Raw genomic sequence first — 16,462 nt, 5'->3', positions numbered from 1 at the left:
AAGCTTGCTCCAATCAACTTGCATTAGCTCGTTTACTATGACATACAGCGTAGGGACAGCAAGCGGTGGCCAAGGCAACCACCTCCAGAAACCGCCCAACTGATTGCCTGAGCGAATGGCCATCAAGCAAGTCAATAACCATGGTGGGAGGGACATGAAGACCAGCCATGCTCGGGCCGCATCTGCCCCGACCCCTTCGCCAGGACGTTGTGACAACCACCATAGCACGCCACAAGCAATATAGGCTGAGAGAACACTGAGTATTCGTAAGAAATGCTCTACGGATGATTTCAGGAGGTACACAATGAGACCCGTGGCCTGTAGTTTATATATCCCACCTATCAGCGCTGAGGTTCACTCGGCGAATTGCCTTCGACCAGAATCGAGCTGTCCATGACCGAGCCATGTCTGTCACTCAGGCAAGGTCACCCAAACATCCTTAATCTGTTCGAAGTGAACGCGAACATAGAACTTCACCTCGGGCACATCGGGGTGAGCATAGGTTCTATACTCGGTCCCCGTTGGCACGGTGAAACAGTACTCTCGCGTGTCGATTTCATCCCCGTCTTCATTGACAATCCTCGCTCCTTGAGGAAAATCCCGCGTTTCCAAACGGTGGATCACTTCGACATCTTCGGGTTCCCCAAGCCAAGATTCCAATTCGGCAATGTTCTCATATGTCTTGGCTTTTTCCCAATCGTCGAATACCATTCCGATCGGCTTCGGTGATGAACAACCCGACAAAATAAGACCGGCAATGAAGATAGAAACGGAAGTCGACTTTGCCTTCGGCACATCTACATTTTGTTGGGGCATTTCAGTCAACACGTTCTTTCCGGAGATGGGAGTTCGTCGTAATTTGCTCCTTTGGAGAGAGTGGAGCCATCAGCAATCTGTGGAATGCGACGCTATGTCGACCGTCGGCGCACCACAAGTGAAACCAGTGCTCCAAAACAGGACGCGTAAACGCCAATAGCATAGGCTGCCCTAACATCGACCGGTTGGCCACTTGGCGAAGTCGCGTAGTAACACCACCCGCAGTATAGCGCAGAAATAATGAACATCACTACCATGAACCACCTCATCAGTTAGTCCTCAGGCGAATTTGCTTTTTGAGAAGTATCGCGCTCTATTGCGCTAATCTCAGCTCTCGCCGAAGCAATCTGGTTCAATGCGCGAGCAGCTGCTTCTACGACACTAACGTCATTGCTCTTCATCGCGTTTCTAAGTGCCGGCACTGCTGACTGCGCTTCCGAACCGATGCGGCCAAGTGCTTGGGCAGCGAGACGTTTCTTGATACTGCTGTCGATATCGTTAATGCCATTGGCATCGTGCGAGGTCCTTTCGACTTCAAGGAGTCTGACAAGAGCCGGCACGGCCGCGGCACCGATTTGGCTGAGGGCACGGGCGGCGTTCTGGCTCGGGGAAGCTCCCCTACCGCGATTGAATATCGCAACGAGTTCCGGAACGGCCTCGGTTTCTGCTGAGCCCAACTCGCCGAACGACGAAGCTGCTGCGTGGCCAAGGTCAGAGGGAGCTTCTATCCACTCAAGCAGTACTGGTACGGCAAGTGCTTTCTCCTTGGCATCAATCTTGCCGAGGGATCTCGAAGCGTTGACTTGCACGAATGGGTCGCGATCGTTCAGCGTGTCGAGCAGAATCGGCTCGGCCGCTGCACCCGTTCCGCCAAGGGCATCCGCGGCGAAACGCTTTACTTCGGTGGTTCCATGCTGTATGGCCTCACCAAGCGTGCGTACCACTTCTTCGTCGCTCACACCAATTCGCCCCAGAGCGATGGCGGCCGAATAACGCACCGATTTTTCGTCGTCTTGAAGCAAACCGGTCAAAGCCGGTTCTGCAGGGGCTGCATCTATCCCTATCCTGCCAAGCGCACCAGCGGCAGCCACGCGTATCGAATCGTTTTGCTCGTTAAGCACTGCCACCAAGGCAGGCACCGCAGTCTTTGCGTTGGCGCCTATCCGGCCCAACAGGATGATCACGCGCCGCCTAAAGTAATGATCTTCGTCATTTATCGCGTCGACCAGGATCGGCACGGATTCCGAGCCAAACTTCGAAAGCACATCACCTGCATCGAATCCTACCCTGGGGCGTTCCTCCCTGAACAACTTCATCAGCTCGGGAATCGCCTCTGGACCGATTTCATGCAGAGATTGGGCGGCACTGCTCTGTACCCGCCGATCCTCGTCTTTCAATGCCTCAATCAGTGCCGGTATTGCAGATTTCGCTGTGGGGCCCAGTGCGCCCAGGGCTGTTGCAGCAGCAGCTCTGTAGTCTCGTTTTTCGTCATCTAGTCGTGAAACTAGCGGGGGTACCGCTTCTGGTCCGATCTTTACCAGGGCACTCGTGGCGGCGTCTCGAATGTCACGGTCGGTGTGTTGTAGAAAGTCGATAAGCGCCAACGCCGTTGATGCTGCCACAACGTCATTCGTTGCCAGAGCAGCCGCGGCACGTTCCTTCACCACCACATCTTCGTCCTGTAGAGCTTCGATGAAGGCTGGAACAGCGGCGTCCGGGCTGATGTTCCTAAGTGCTTCGATCGCAATTCTACGTAGGTACGGATCTTGGTCCCGCAGCGATTCGCTCAGTGTAGACACTGCTGCGTTCGCGTCAGAGCCAATCGCGCCAAGGGAATTAGCCGCAGCACGTCGCACCTGCTTACTATCGTCATTCAGCAATCCAATCAGGTCTGTCACCGCTGCACTTGCTTGGGAGCCTAGCTGGCCCAACGCTTGGGCTGCGAACCTGCGCACATGCTCATCCTCGTCATGGAGCGATTCAATGAGCGCCGGAGCTGACACACTAGCCGCCATGCTGAGCTGTGCGAAAGCATACACCGCATCTTGCCGCACTAGGGGATCGTCGTGGTGAAGCGACTCGACGAACTGAGGCGCGGCGACCTCTGGGCCAATATTCACAAGTGCCCGGGCAGCAAATCTTCTCACGTAACGATCGTCGTCTTGGATCGCCGAGCCGAGCGCCGTTGCAGACTCATTGGCCCCACGACCAAGTTCACCGAGCGCCTTGGCGGCTTCTCGTCTGGCAATGACATCATCGTCATCAAGTGCCTCGATATAGTACTCGACAGTCTCGTCTTGGATGAGAGGCGTTTGCGAACTTCTCGCCCCCGCCAAATCCCACAGCACTACGTCACCATGGACACCTTGTTTGGAGCCGGCATTGCGCCATTTGTCTATTCCCCCATAGACCACCAACTTCGTTCCGTCAGGAGAAAAGATTAGGTCGTACGGTACGCTTGGAAATCCGCGCAGGGTCCGCAAATGTTCGCCAGTAGGAACGTCGTAAACATGCACGTCCCATAATACAGGCCTGTCTTTTAGGCCGACGCTCATCATCGCACCAACCATGCCCATCGCGAAAGAATCCTCTGCCAATTCGAGCACCTCGACATCTAAGTTTGGGTGAGAGACAACGCAGGCAATTTCTCGACCATCCGGGCTGAAAGTTACGTGGGCCGGTCGCTCGCTGATCTGTATCTCTTGCTGATATAGCTGATCGGTACATTCAAGAACGAGGGTTGGCTGAGACCCACTGGCACTTCCGCGTAGTGAAGCGACGTATCGCCCATCGGTACTGAGTGCCACAATGTCACGACGCCCATCAGCAACGCCTTGGAGTTTCGACCCTTCAAGCTGCCGTCCAGTACGCGCGTCGTAGACCTGGCGGAGTTCGAGGTCGTATAACCGGCGTCCATCATCACTGACAACTAACACGTCGCCCGACGCAAGCTTACCAGGGATGGTGAACAACGGCTCGCCATTGCCAGTGTTCCAGGCGCCAATTCTCTGTCCTTCGTGGCCGATTAGGCCATAAACAACGGAATCGTCTGGCGCAAACACGATCTGGTTGAACTCTGCGAGGAACTCAGTTTTCACGTCTTGGGTCTGTATATCGAAGATCAAGGCCTCCCCAAGCTCGCCGGCTATATAGTTTGGGTGAGAGCAAGCTAACAATCGGCCATCAGTGCTGAAGCGACATACAGAACCGGTCGTGTTCTTCTCCTTTTTCCAAACAGAGAACTCTTGCTTTGGGTGCAAGCCGGGTAACTCCCAGGTCTGGACCACGCCTTCCTGCTGTAGTGTGACGAGCTGCTTACCATTGTCGCCAACTGCAGCCGCAATAATCGGGTGATCAACACGGGTGGAACCCTGGAATGGGGTGAGATAAGTCGACTCCCACAACTCCGTCCAATCCTGGTGTCGATGTGACTCGGGTATTTCAAGCAGCGAACGTCGCACCTCCAACACTTCCACGAAACCATCTGCTGCTTTGAACTCATTGGCAGCTATTTCGAGACGTTGGCGACTAGCTTCTTTCCGTGCCTCTCGCCAGCGCCAGGTAAGAACTCCAGTCGTCACTACTACTAGTAGGAGAGCAACCAAGATAGCCGGACCGCGGCGAATCCACGCAGTTGCCTGACGGTTGCGCTGGGTAGTCTCTGGGTCATTGGCTTGTGTGGATTCTCGAGCCATGATTGAGCACCTTTTACGGTTAGAGAGAAACCTTGATTGAGGTATCAGTTCGACTTACCTCTTTCGCGAGATAACTCGCGCTGCCAATATGCCTAAGCCTGCACCGACGACAGAGGTCACAATTGGAACACCCCCAAAGTTGCAAATGTAATAAGTCAAATACGTTTCGATGGCGTTCATGCTTCCAGCAGCGCCGTACCCTGTTTCTGAGTGGGTCGGGCCCAGGTTCCACGAAAACAGGTTTGGGGGTTGGCTGCAACTTCTCGCACCCAACGTTCACACAGAATTCGCGGGCCAGTGTTACGAGTAGACAGAACGTCCACGTGGTTGTCTTGTGCATCGCGATGCGGTCCTACGTTGAAACACTCGTCGTCGCGTGGAGTCTGGAGTTCCTCTACATCACGGTGCCGGATCGCTTGACTTCTCCACCGAACCTACATAGGCACGGTTTCGAATACGACTTCGCCACTCATCAGGCGAGCGCGTCGAACCATCGGTCATGGTCCACATTCTAAGGCTGTTCAGGCTGTCAACAGTGATCAGCCTTGAGCCATCTACCGTAAACCTTGTCAACTGGACAGACCCTGCGTGGTCTATTGGTGGTCCAATCGGCTGCCCAGTGTTTACATCCCATAAATGAAGTACACGATCGCACACGACAGCCAGCATACTGCCTTGGTGATTGAATTCCATCCCGGTAATTGGACCCACGTGCGATAGGTCGGTGCCAAATTCGACGCCGGTGTCCGTATCCCAAAAACGGACGAGTCGATCATCAGATGCGGTAGCAAGCAATTCTCCAGAGGGTGCGAATGCAATATGCCGCACCGTGTTGGCGTGAGAGAACTCGAAGAGAGCTGTCCCTTGTCCGATGTGTGAGGCACCTACAGGATGGATGCTGACCTTGCTCCCGGCTGCGATGGCAATCAGTTCGCCACTGGAGACAAGAGCAACATCTCGAATGGGACCGTCTGCTTGCGGGCCGATGAATGCGGTTTCTCCGTCATCGACTCTCCATACCTTCACCGAATGGAGATCGCCGCAGAACAAGTGCTGGCTAAGCGAATCGAAGCCCACCAACGGATAGCTCAAGTCAAAGTGCAATGCCCGCGGATTGCTCGCATCCGCAAATTGCATAGGAGTTTGATTACTGAAGGTCCCTGTACGAAGGTCATAAAGCCATATGAGTCCCTTTCGCCCTGCGATTGGCTTGGCAACAATCATCAACGTGTTCGAGTCCGGGCTGAAACGTGCGAACGCAACGGTTCTAAGGGATGATAGGGTGCCTTGGGTGGTTGAAGGTCGTTGGGCAACATGCGGCAACATAATTCGTTGCGAATCTCCAGTGGAGAGGTTCCTTAGATTAATGGCAAGGTTGCGACCGTCTACGCCTTTGGTGCCCAGGGGAGCCCAGGTTGCTGCATGAGTTAGATCAGCAGATACCGTGACTCTCGAGTTGGGAGCCCCAAGCTCTTGAACTTCACCTATTTGGTCGTTGCTGACCGTATCCCAGGCTGCGAGTCCGCCAGCCAATGCAGTGGTGCCATGCCACGCTGCATTGATTCGAGTTCCTTCGTCATTCGCTATGATGCTGGCAACGGGTCCGGGCGATTGCCACTCAAGGTCTACCGGCCATTGTTGTCCTAGCCTCCAAAGTTGAAGCGCACCGTCACTATCTCCGATCAGAATCTGTGTTCCAGAATTGGTGAAGCTTGCCGAAGTAATCGGCTTCCTCTGCGGCAATGTGCCGAGTGCACGACCGCTGACTGGATCGTTTAGCTGGACTTGTCCTTCGCTATCCGAACTTAGTAGCATACCCCGGAGTGGTCCGAAGACTGCCTGGTTGACGGGCGCATTGTGAACGAATCGCACACCAGTTGGCAGCCGCTCATCAAAGTCCCAAAGCACCACGCTGCCATCAGAGCCGCCCACTGCGAGAAGTGAACCTTCCGAATCGAAGGCAAGAGCCAGTGCTCTCCCCGGGTGCTCAATCCGGTTGCCGTCCGGCAAGCCGGTCCGCGTGCTGTAGCAATGAACCTCACCGCGCCGAGTGAATCCTTCGCCTCCGCCAATCCCCAGTGTCACAGTGGAATTGCTCGGGTGGAAGGCGGCACACGAGATCCATCCTCGCGTTGTCATCGACTCGCCGATCGGGTCCAGACTATCGGCGGAAAAGAGTCGGGCAATACGATTTTGTCGGCTCGCAGCCAGCAAAACTTTCCCGTCGGCACTCAATTCAAGAAGGTCAATTGTGTGAGATGTTTGGCGATCGACAATCAGCTGGAGCTTGATGGGATTTCCGATAAGGGAACGATTGGCAATATCGTACTGTAGGACCGTGCCAGCCCTTGTCGCCAAATAGAGCGTTTCCGCACCTGGCGAGAGTGTAGCGGCTGTAACCGCAAATATCGGGCCGATTTTGGCGCCGCCCATGAGTTTGCCAACCTTGGCGATTCGCTGCAGAATCTCTGTATTGCGATCGTCTTTGACCAAGGTGCTTACAGCTATGGGCTCTCCAACCGCTCGGTCGCTGCCTAAATCCCAAAATCGCACTTCTTCGACACCAGTATTGTCGGTTCCCAGCAGAATCGAGACACGATTGTCGTTCTGTGTACGCGCGATACTTAAGATCGGTCGCCCGAAAGTGTGCTCGTTCTCAAGGCTATGGGATGCTGATTCCCAAAGCGCTAGGTTGGAGCTGACAAGATCGGAAAAGTCGGTATCTGCGTATTCCAAGGCATTTGCCAGGACAAGAAGGCCCTCGGAAACTTTGCCCTCGCGTAGCATCTTCGTGGCTTTTTCTAATGTCAGGCGCGAATTCAGGGTGCGAAGCGTCTCGTTGGCAGTCTGTTCGGCGCGCGCCAGCTTTTCGTTTTCCACGGCCAGTCGCTCCGCCTTGCGTCTCCTAGCTTCGGCTATTTGGGTTAGCTGCACTTGCTTGGCTTTGGCATCTGCTTCCGCCTCTGCACGCCTACCGGCTTCGATCGCGTAATAGGTCGAGACTGCACTACCCGCGGCCAGCGACACAGCTATTGCTGTAAGCAGCGTTGCCGAAAGCTTGTTTCGTTTGCACCAACGCAATCCCCTTTCGAATGGGCCAACCGGCCTTGCCAGCACGCTAAGACCCTGTAGGAACCGGTGTAGATCGTCGGCCAGCAACTTGGCTGTCCCGTATCGCCGGTGAGGTTCCTTGTTCAAGCATTTCAGGCAAATCGTATCGATGTCCCGAGGCACCGATGGGTTGAGATCACGGGGCGGCACTGGCTCCTTCTTAATCACCTGCATCAAGGTGTCGACAGTGGACTCGGAGACGAACGGCGCCCGGCCAGCAATGCTGCTATACAGAATCGCTCCCAGCGAATAGATGTCGGAGGCAGGGCCAATTATCGCCGACTTGCCACAAGCTTGCTCGGGCGACATGTAGCTAGGAGTCCCGAGGACTTGCCCCGACTTAGTCAACTCGTGCAGATCGTCCGCGTCGTCGACCTCGACCAGTTTTGCCAAACCGAAGTCTGTGATATGCGGCTCGCCATTACCATCAATGAGAATGTTGGCTGGTTTGAGATCGCGATGAAGCGTTCCGTTTTGGTGGGCGTACTCGACCGCTTCGGCCACCTTAGCAACGATTTCGGCGGCATGCCGCGGAGCGAGCGTCTCTTCACGGACCAAATCGGCTAGACTGCGACCTTCCACCAAGTCCATCGTGAAGTAATGGTGACCCTCGTGCTCGCCGACTTCGTGAATCGGCACGATGTTGGGATGTTTCAAACGTCCCGCGGCACGGGCCTCGCGTCGGAACCGCTTGACATCGGCATCGCAGGCGAGCCGCCCGGCGAGTATCACCTTCAGCGCGACGATACGCTTGAGCGTCCGCTGTCTGGCCCTGAAGATCACCCCCATCCCACCTCGAGCGATCTCCTCGAGTATTTCATAGTCGCCGATGTATTGGACGGTGTCCCCCGCAGACAAGGTGTCCTTATGGGAACTCGTGTCAATGGTCATGACGTCATCGCTATTCGCCACTGACACCTGCTCCAGCATGAATAGCTTTGTTGCTTGCTCAAGAAGGGCTTGGTCTTCAAGAAACCGATCGATTGCCGCTGCATGCGCCGGATGGTCGGCCATCAACCGCTCGCGATCAACGTTTTCACCCCGCTGCAAGGCTTCCAGACAAGCTACAAGCACCGCCTGAAACGCCGGATCGTCGATCAGTTTGGAATCGAAGCTATCACTCATCGCGCTCGCCTTGCTTGGGTGGCATGATTTGGCGTAGTCGCGTCGTGCCTCGAAAAATAAGGGCTGCCACAGACCCCTTGGTCCGTTGCATGATCCGGCTGACTTCCTCCAAAGGAAGTCCCTTGAGATGGTGTAACTCAATCGCTTCCCGTTGGGCATCAGGAAGCGAGGCGAGTGCGCCTACCAACTGGAGCTCGTCTTCGGCCTGGACGGCCCGATGACTTGGCGAAGGATTTTCACTTTTGAGCCACATCTGTAAGCGAGAGGCCGATTGATCGACTCGATGAGACAGCCGTCTTTCGCGGCGCACATCTCGCGCTTCGGTGCGAAACTTACGAATCTCGTCCAGCAAATTGTTGGAGAATACCCGTCGCAACCAGGGCAGCTTGTCAAGTTCTTCTAATGAGGCCCAATCCGATTCACAAGCTTCAAGCATGGTGGCTTGGACAACGCCCGAAACGTCGACCTTAGCTTGCAGCATCGGGTCCAGCTGGAGCCGCCCCAGCAATGCAAGGTAGTCCCGGTACTGGTTGAGAAGATTCGCCGTGTTGTCGTGCTGATTCGGCACCGTGATCGTTCACAAAGGAAAGAGAAGCCTGCCGCTAGAAGAGGTGAGCGTGTCCGAGACCCAAGTATTACGGACTTTCTTCACAATTACCAGTTTTTGCGTAATCGGTCCTGTAGGCGACACGCTTAGCTCCAGGGAGGCGCTGAACAATGCCCAGGTCAAGTGTGTCGCGTTTCACTTCCCCACCAGGAAGAAGATTCTTTACTTCTGAGTTGTGTATTTTACAGACGATTCCACTATGTCTCGATGCAGCATTCTACGTGGACTAGCAATCTATGCAGGAATAATATGCACTACCTGCGGTGCTTGTACCATATGCATTGGAATGATTCTCGACCGCCCCAGCCAAATTCTTTTTCCAGCTGACCATTGGAGCGTCTCGGATTGCTGCATCTATATTATTGGCCCCCTGGTGTGGGCTGAGGGTGCCATGTTTTTGCGTTGCTGAAACTTGGTGCCTAAGCAAGCAAAGGGAAAAGGAACTACAGTTTGAAAGAAAGGAGCAAGACCGGGCTCGCCAGACTATCAAGGCTGAACTTTGAGACCTTGCTGAGCGAGCTAAGGACATCAAGTCCAGATGACGCACCCCAATTATATGCATGCCTCTCACGCTCACATCGTAGTCTTTCAGAACTTATGAGCGTGATTGCTTGGGATATGAACAGCAACTAAGTACCGCCCATTGGCAGGACACAAAAGCCACAAAACTGCACTGGCGTCGTTCCTTTAATCACTCAATGTGGCTGTCGAGCGAGATCACATGTAGCGTCCGGGACTGCAAGTGTGCCGTTCCAGCATCCGTATTCCGATGGCAGTTCGCGTCGAAGTGATAAAACTCCGTCTCGGTAATGGTCTGAAGCTCTCACACATCGGCGTCGTAGGCAGGCACGAGATCGCACACGATACTTTCAGTTGATTCTTCACCGCAGATCACAAGGAAACAAACCTAATGACCAAGTTGAATTTGGCTTACTTCGTTCCAGCTATTCTCGTCACATCGGCCATAGTCTCTACTGGCACAATTCCCCAGGCGATAGCCGAGCAGAGAATCACGCTCAAAACCGGCGCCATCATTGTGGGTGACGTTGACCTCGAGGGCGACCAATTAAAGATCGATGTGGACGGATCCAAAATGACGCTTTCTATGTCGGAAGTGATTTCGGTGACTCCGGCGACGTTGAGCGATTCCACTCAAGCTTCTCATTTTCTAGAGTTCGCACTTGAGAGAAGTGACACGAATGAGGAACGACGCTTGAGTGTTAAGCTGTTGGCCGAAGCGTATCGACTGCAACCAAAAAATCCACAAATCGCATTCTGGTACGCCGACGCACTCGCCGATGTCACTCTTGGAAAGCAGGCCGAACAGGTACTGAGTGTGGACCGCGAGACAACACTCGCCGCTTACCCGTTGCTTGCAGCTTCGCTTGAAGAAAAGATCAAGAAAGCGATGGCAATTCAACAGCTCCCAGAAGATTTGCGCAATCGACTCGACGCCATTGAGCATCGACAGGCTCAATTGACCGAGGAGTCACGCAACGCTCGGAACACACGGTTCTATGCGCTGTTTCGTGTGATCGACCAGTTCGGCAATCCGGTAGAACGTGAATCGTTCTCCTTGACGTCCACACGCATCAGAGAAGATCTCGAAGCATTCGACGACGGCTACTATCTATTCACCTACGAACAGCATACCGGCCATGGCCGCAGTCAGGAGTGCAAACTCGCCGTCGTCATGCCGGGCTATCGCCAAGAGCAGCATTCGATCCGTGGAGGAGTGTATTCTGTACATGACAACGGCGACATCATTCTTCATCGCTTCTCTGATGAGGAGAAGCGACGTGTCGAGGTTGTCGTTACTGACGCAAACGATCAACCGTTGTCAAACGCGGGGCTGCAGCTTAGCTGGAGTGGCTACCGCTCGAACCAAGTGGTTGATACTACCGCCATTTCAACAGACTCTGATGGCAAAGCTGCGATTCAACTATTTCCTTTCGATAGGTACTCGATTACCGCAAACGCCCCAGGCTACATCAGAGCAAATGGCCGCTTTGCAGTAACAAGTGATGAAGATCAAATGGATCCAATAACGCTCACACTCTATCGCGGCCTGCGCGCTAGCGTCACGCTCGCGATCGCAGATAATGAGAGTGCCAATCGGCCACGCTCGTCAACCATTGATCGGCCACGCTCGTCAACCATTGAGTGGTCCGCTGATAGCCGACCAGGCTATGGTCCTGGGTGGCTGCACTTTAGTCAACATGAGGATGAACTTAGATTGTCCTTGTCGATGAATCCTTCTAGCTATCCCATTGGTAGAAATGACTACCGTCTCTATCGACTACAGGGGCAGAAATCAGGCACGACCTTCGGTGACATCGATCTCACGAATCTTGACAGCCTTCCCCAAGGCGCCCTTGACCTATCGCCCGAGTTCAATGGTGGGCGGCCGCCGGTAGCGGAGGGATTGAAGGAAGGCGACATTTTCTTTGGCAGTCTACAGGCAGTTGACCGCCCCTCAGGTGAGCCTGACCATATCGTCTTCAAGCTTAGAATCGACTCTCTGTCTCGGGTGCCCTTGCAAGATCAATAGACTCTGCAACCAGAGATGAGAGGTTGAGTCCTGCAGGAACACAAAACCGCCAAACCCCAAGGGTAGTTTTACAGCTGAACCTTGAGAAACGAGTAAACAATGAGATTAAAATGATAGCAGAAAAGCAACGCGATTAGCGGCCATTCCCACCGTCAGCCTGTTCGAGTCCCTGCCTTTCCAACTGCAGATAAACTTCTGCGATCACGATCCGCAACGTCGAAGCGCGGCCAATTTTCGTAGCTCGTCGTACACGAACGGCAGTAGTTGGTCCGCCGCTGAGAGATCGGAGCGCTCGATTTGGGATAAGATTCGGGTGACGTGGGCCATGGGCACCAGTATAGCAGACGTAAGGAGAGGCCTGGCATCGACATAATCCCGTCCCCTTTCTTGTTGAGATCACCCCACCGCCTGCAATTCGCGGGCGTCCAAACTGAGTGAGGTTGCATCACCCGACCGCTCGGAGAGATTTCGGTAAGTTGCAGCGGTGTCAAATCTCCGACAAGACCTCCGTACTTAGCTTGGCGAGCTAAGTCGCCGAAGATGGTCCACCGAATGTCGCATGCTTATTTCGTAAGTCGTTTCAGGATATCGAGTTTGACTTCGTTTCGCGGCTTCATCATGTAGTCGTACTTCTTAAAACGCCGTTTTCGCAAGCGAGGTTCGCTCCGCCCCGGCCGATTGCCGACCTGATGAACTGCGATTGCGTCGATGAGTTGCTCGTAAAGCAAGTCTCGATCTGCCAGGTTGTAACCTCGATAGACGGTGATAAATGGTTGAAATGCCTCGAGGATTTGGACTGTTGCTTTGAAGCTGATCTCCCTAGGGAGCATGCCTGCTCGGTGACAAGACTGGGCCATGATGGTACGGATCAGATTGTAGGCGATCACGTGCGTCCAGATTTCTTTCCGAACGAGCTCCGGCGTCTTGCACCTCAGGACATCCATTTGCAGGGTCACTTTCAGTGACGAAAAATCGGTTTCATTATTCCACCTCATGCGATACAGGTCGGCCAACTCCGCAACAGAGACTTCACGCGGATCGAGCATCGTTGTGACGATGATCACTTCACGAGAACGAAAGCCGGGTTGCTTCACCCAGAATCGGCACTCACGAACGGTGAGGAAGTCGGGAAGCGACCGCCAAGTTTCTCGATCGACATCTCGCATGCTTGGCTTACCCCATCGAACGAGGTGATCATCCTTTCCAAGTCGCTTGCCACGCCGAAAGTCGGCCCTCCTCAAAGCTTTGTTCAGTCGAGTGACCGTATCGACACCACGCTGCTCGAGCGAACACAGGTTTCGCCAATTGCACATCAGCGCATCGGTGAGAACGATATCTCCGGGACGAAAAAGATCCCACAGCTGGCGAAACAGAGTGACTTCCCCTTGGCCTTTTCCCGAATACCCAGCGACTGCTAGATCGAGGATCGCACCGCACGAGAGCGAGAAGATCCCTGCCACACGGGCCAACGGAAAGCCAACACCTGGAGTTTGTTTGTTCGACTGCGGGTAAGCCTCCTGGTTGCTCGGCGTATCTGGCATGGAGAGGGTCGTGCCGTCAAACAGGTACACGTTCCGATTCCGCCAAAGCCACTGCGGCTCGGACGCTTGGTGCAGTGCTCGACCGACGCCCCGAGCGATGCGTGCGAAGAACTCTTCGGGTAGTCGCTTTCTCGCCTGGCAATAGGCGCCCGTATGTGAGGAACACGCTCGCTGGCCCCGTGAGACTCGATGAGCGACGAACCGAGCGACGGCGGCTCGACAGGAATGATCGGCGCTCATGGCTTGACCGAGGAAGATCCAGAGCGTGACCAGCGGTGTGTAGAGTCGATCTTTCCAAGCCACACCAGCAGCCGTCAACGCTTGCGACACGATGTCAGTTGACAAGACATCCGTGAAGGGCAAGTCGCCAGTCTGAAGAAACTGACGCTGCAAAAAACGAACTTGCTGGCGGAACCTCGCTGGGTTAGAACAACGCACCGTAAGGCCTCCTTGCAGAAGATGGGTTGGTGGAACAAACCATCCGAGCAAGCGGGGCCTTTTTCGGCGATGTCACTTCGCAAAAACGGACGCAATGCAGTGCTGCGATAGCGTTGCTTAAGCGATGGCAGATAGGAGCTTACGTATTTCTATGTGCCATTCGATGGTCCACCTTCGCTCACTTTGACAACCTACCAAAACGCAGCGGTCGCGCGACCGACGCGATTTTGCATGACAGCTAACAGCTGGCAGTCTAAGCGGCGGCCGCATTATAGAGCAGCTGACTAGAAACCAGGCAACCAGAGCGGAAGTTGTTTGCACGAATACGAGCCGCCGGGGGCTGCCCAGCATTCAGCATCGCATCTCACAAATTCTTGACGATCTGCTCCCGCGAATGTAGCCGACGTCGCGTAGTACTCATCCAAAGGTCTCATTGCCGAAGGGCTGGTTACATCTTCATAACACGTGGACCAGGATTCAATAGCAAGCTACAAGATTTCTAATCATCCGCCATGGTGGCGTAGATCGTTGGAAGGGAAAGTCCAACCGTACGAGCTATGGCCGAAATCGACAGGGAGGGGTTGAAGGAATCAGAGCGGCGAACGAATGACACCGTTCACTAGTACAGAACCTTTCGTCGTGATTTCCACTTCGTCGCCTTCGGAGACTCCCCCGTATGATCTGCCGTTTACATTGAGTTCCCCATCCCTGATGAAAAACTCTTGGCCAATCTGAAACACTCGATGTCCCTCTGGTGACTTCTGACTTCTCGACGTTACTCCTTCGGCAGCCACCGTAATTCCATCGATATCCAGCCTGTGAGTAGCAGTAGTTGTCCCCTCCTCCTTGTCAGCACCTGTTGGTGTTTGTTGGGGGGTGTATCTACATCCGCAAACCAAGAGTGTAAGCATCAGCATGACGATTGTTGAATGCATTGCCGCGTCCTCCACCTATTCACTAGACTGGGTGTAACGAAAAACTATAGGGTCCTGCATGGCGTAGCCCATTCGCGGTCCCGTCAGTTTATCCCCCTCGGGCCTAGCGTAGCAAAGGCCCCCGCAGGCGATAATGTATCTATCAAACAGCATCAGAAGCGGCCACTTTATTTAACGACAATGTCCTTTTCCCTCGTGGCTAATCCAAGCATGAGAAATTCTGGTCCTCGCCCTCTGAAACTTGCCGCTGGGAGCGGTAAAACAGTATCGAACTCGGTGAGCAGGTAGATAGGCTCGTTCCCTGCGTACAACGCACGGATGGTCGGGACTACGGCAGTTCATCAAACACCTATAAGCCTGCTCCAATCAACCTGCATCAGCCCGTTTACTGTAAAATACAGCGTAGGAACAGCCAGCGGCAGCCAGGCCACCCATTTCCAGCGGCCTTCGAGAAGCATTCCCGAGCGAATAGCAATTAGACACATCAAGAGCCATGGCGGCAGGGCAACAATGATAAACCAGGCTTGACCCTGTTTGGCCGCGACGTTGGGAGTGGGAAGATGGGCCAACCACAACAGGACCCCGCTAGCAGCGTAGGCAACAACGATGCTTACACCTCGCAAGAAGCGATCTACGGGGCTGGTCAGCAATGTCAGAAGATGTTTCATGTTGCTCATATTGCGTTCGATTCTGTGTCGCCTCATCCATCTGCGACCAGGCAATCAGGCCGATGGCGGAGTGGCCCGGCTTGTTCTAGGCGTGGGCGGCGCTGGTGAGCGTGTTTAGAACGGCAACGGCGGCTGTGCGTGTCATGACCGCCAGTTTAGCGGCGACGCCAGGCGGGTGCGAGTAGGCAGACTAGCTGCTCCGGGCCGCCCACTGGGCTATGGCAATCGGACTCCACCTCAACGATAATCACAGAGATCTCGTCTGCACGTCTTCTTAACGCAACCCAGAACCCACAGGCGGCAAGAACCATGAAAGCCCTAGCCTTCAAGGAAACCGAGCATGCGAATACCGAAGCCACGCATTAGCTTAAAGGCCATTATGGTCGCCGTGGCGCTATTCTCGTGTTTGCTTGGATGGAAAATCCACACCGTACACGAACGCCAACATTTGGTGGAGCAGATATTAGACGGCAGCGTTCCGGGGTGGATATCATTCTACAACAGTAGCGATCGCTGGGTTACCGCGGACTCGGCGCCACAAGGCACCTCCATTCCTTGGCCACCAGGTAGTTCCCTGGACTTGCCGAAGTACGAAACCGTGCAGAACGTTCGCCAGACGGTAACCACCCAAAGCTGGTGGCAAGAACTATGGGGCGACCCAGCAGTTAGCACAATCTGGACTGATGTCAGGGCGGATGCTGAGCGTTACAAGAGAGCCTTCCCAGAAGCCATAGTAAAACTACGAGTTTCCGGAGACGAGGCTTCACAGCCATAGCGTGGCGTTGCTGGCCTCCGCTAACTACAACGGTGTAGCCACCGACCGCAGTTTGCGGCCAGACCAGGGTGCGTCGGTTGCATCAACTTCAGCGGATTGGCTCGGGGACGAAGTCGCATCGGTGTTTTCGACCTCGGCAGGAAGCGAGGCTCTAATCCCGTTTGTCAGGGATGCATTTCGGGGTACGTAAATGCCCCAAT

The 16,462-nt window shown here is 54.4% G+C and carries 8 protein-coding genes; 1 reads left to right on the top strand and 7 read right to left on the bottom strand.

The annotated features are described in order from the left end of the window. Positions 1-411: 411 nt before the first annotated feature. The 4 genes from NG895_RS02230 to NG895_RS02215 all read right to left on the bottom strand — a co-directional run bounded on the left by NG895_RS02230 (position 412) and on the right by NG895_RS02215 (position 9,315). Positions 412-828, bottom strand: a complete 417-nt coding sequence (locus tag NG895_RS02230) for a hypothetical protein (RefSeq protein ID WP_252850810.1) — start codon at positions 826-828, stop codon at positions 412-414. Positions 829-1,088: 260 nt separating this feature from the next. Next, the gene (locus NG895_RS02225; RefSeq protein ID WP_252850809.1) at positions 1,089-4,511 is read right to left on the bottom strand and encodes a HEAT repeat domain-containing protein; all 3,423 of its coding nucleotides are present in this window, start codon (positions 4,509-4,511) and stop codon (positions 1,089-1,091) included. A gap of 399 nt (positions 4,512-4,910) precedes the next feature. Continuing rightward, positions 4,911-8,411, bottom strand: a complete 3,501-nt coding sequence (locus NG895_RS02220; RefSeq protein ID WP_252850835.1) for a WD40 repeat domain-containing serine/threonine protein kinase — start codon at positions 8,409-8,411, stop codon at positions 4,911-4,913. Between the two features lie 328 nt (positions 8,412-8,739). Then, entirely contained in the window at positions 8,740-9,315 is a 576-nt protein-coding gene (locus NG895_RS02215) for a sigma-70 family RNA polymerase sigma factor (protein ID WP_252850808.1), read from the bottom strand. Between the two features lie 949 nt (positions 9,316-10,264). Here NG895_RS02215 and NG895_RS02210 point away from each other — a divergent pair. Further along, on the top strand, positions 10,265-11,905 hold the full coding sequence (locus NG895_RS02210; protein WP_252850807.1) for an MSCRAMM family protein: 1,641 nt from the start codon (positions 10,265-10,267) through the stop codon (positions 11,903-11,905). A gap of 201 nt (positions 11,906-12,106) precedes the next feature. Here NG895_RS02210 and NG895_RS02205 read toward each other — a convergent pair whose 3' ends face one another. The 3 genes from NG895_RS02205 to NG895_RS02195 all read right to left on the bottom strand — a co-directional run bounded on the left by NG895_RS02205 (position 12,107) and on the right by NG895_RS02195 (position 15,496). Continuing rightward, positions 12,107-12,232 (bottom strand): ECF-type sigma factor, encoded by a 126-nt coding sequence (locus NG895_RS02205; protein ID WP_252850806.1) that lies wholly within the window; start codon positions 12,230-12,232, stop codon positions 12,107-12,109. 236 nt (positions 12,233-12,468) lie between these two features. Beyond that, positions 12,469-13,884 carry an IS4 family transposase gene (locus tag NG895_RS02200; protein WP_252850805.1) on the bottom strand — a complete coding sequence of 472 codons (1,416 nt, stop codon included), beginning with the start codon at positions 13,882-13,884 and terminating at the stop codon, positions 12,469-12,471. Between the two features lie 1,276 nt (positions 13,885-15,160). Next, complete coding sequence (locus tag NG895_RS02195) at positions 15,161-15,496, bottom strand: hypothetical protein (RefSeq protein ID WP_252850804.1); 336 nt, start codon at positions 15,494-15,496, stop codon at positions 15,161-15,163. Positions 15,497-16,462 lie beyond the last annotated feature (966 nt).

This window comes from Aeoliella straminimaris (assembly GCF_024054565.1).
Lineage (GTDB): Bacteria > Planctomycetota > Planctomycetia > Pirellulales > Lacipirellulaceae > Aeoliella > Aeoliella straminimaris.
The sequence above is the reverse complement of the archived record's forward strand: the minus strand, read 5'-3'. Positions and strand labels throughout refer to the sequence as shown.

Coding starts and splice junctions, on each gene's coding strand:
- NG895_RS02225 (WP_252850809.1), bottom strand. CDS start 4,511: ATGGCTCGAGAATCCACACAAGCCAATGACCCAGAGACTACCCAGCGC.
- NG895_RS02195 (WP_252850804.1), bottom strand. CDS start 15,496: ATGAGCAACATGAAACATCTTCTGACATTGCTGACCAGCCCCGTAGAT.
- NG895_RS02205 (WP_252850806.1), bottom strand. CDS start 12,232: ATGGCCCACGTCACCCGAATCTTATCCCAAATCGAGCGCTCCGATCTC.
- NG895_RS02210 (WP_252850807.1), top strand. CDS start 10,265: ATGACCAAGTTGAATTTGGCTTACTTCGTTCCAGCTATTCTCGTCACA.
- NG895_RS02220 (WP_252850835.1), bottom strand. CDS start 8,411: ATGGGGGTGATCTTCAGGGCCAGACAGCGGACGCTCAAGCGTATCGTC.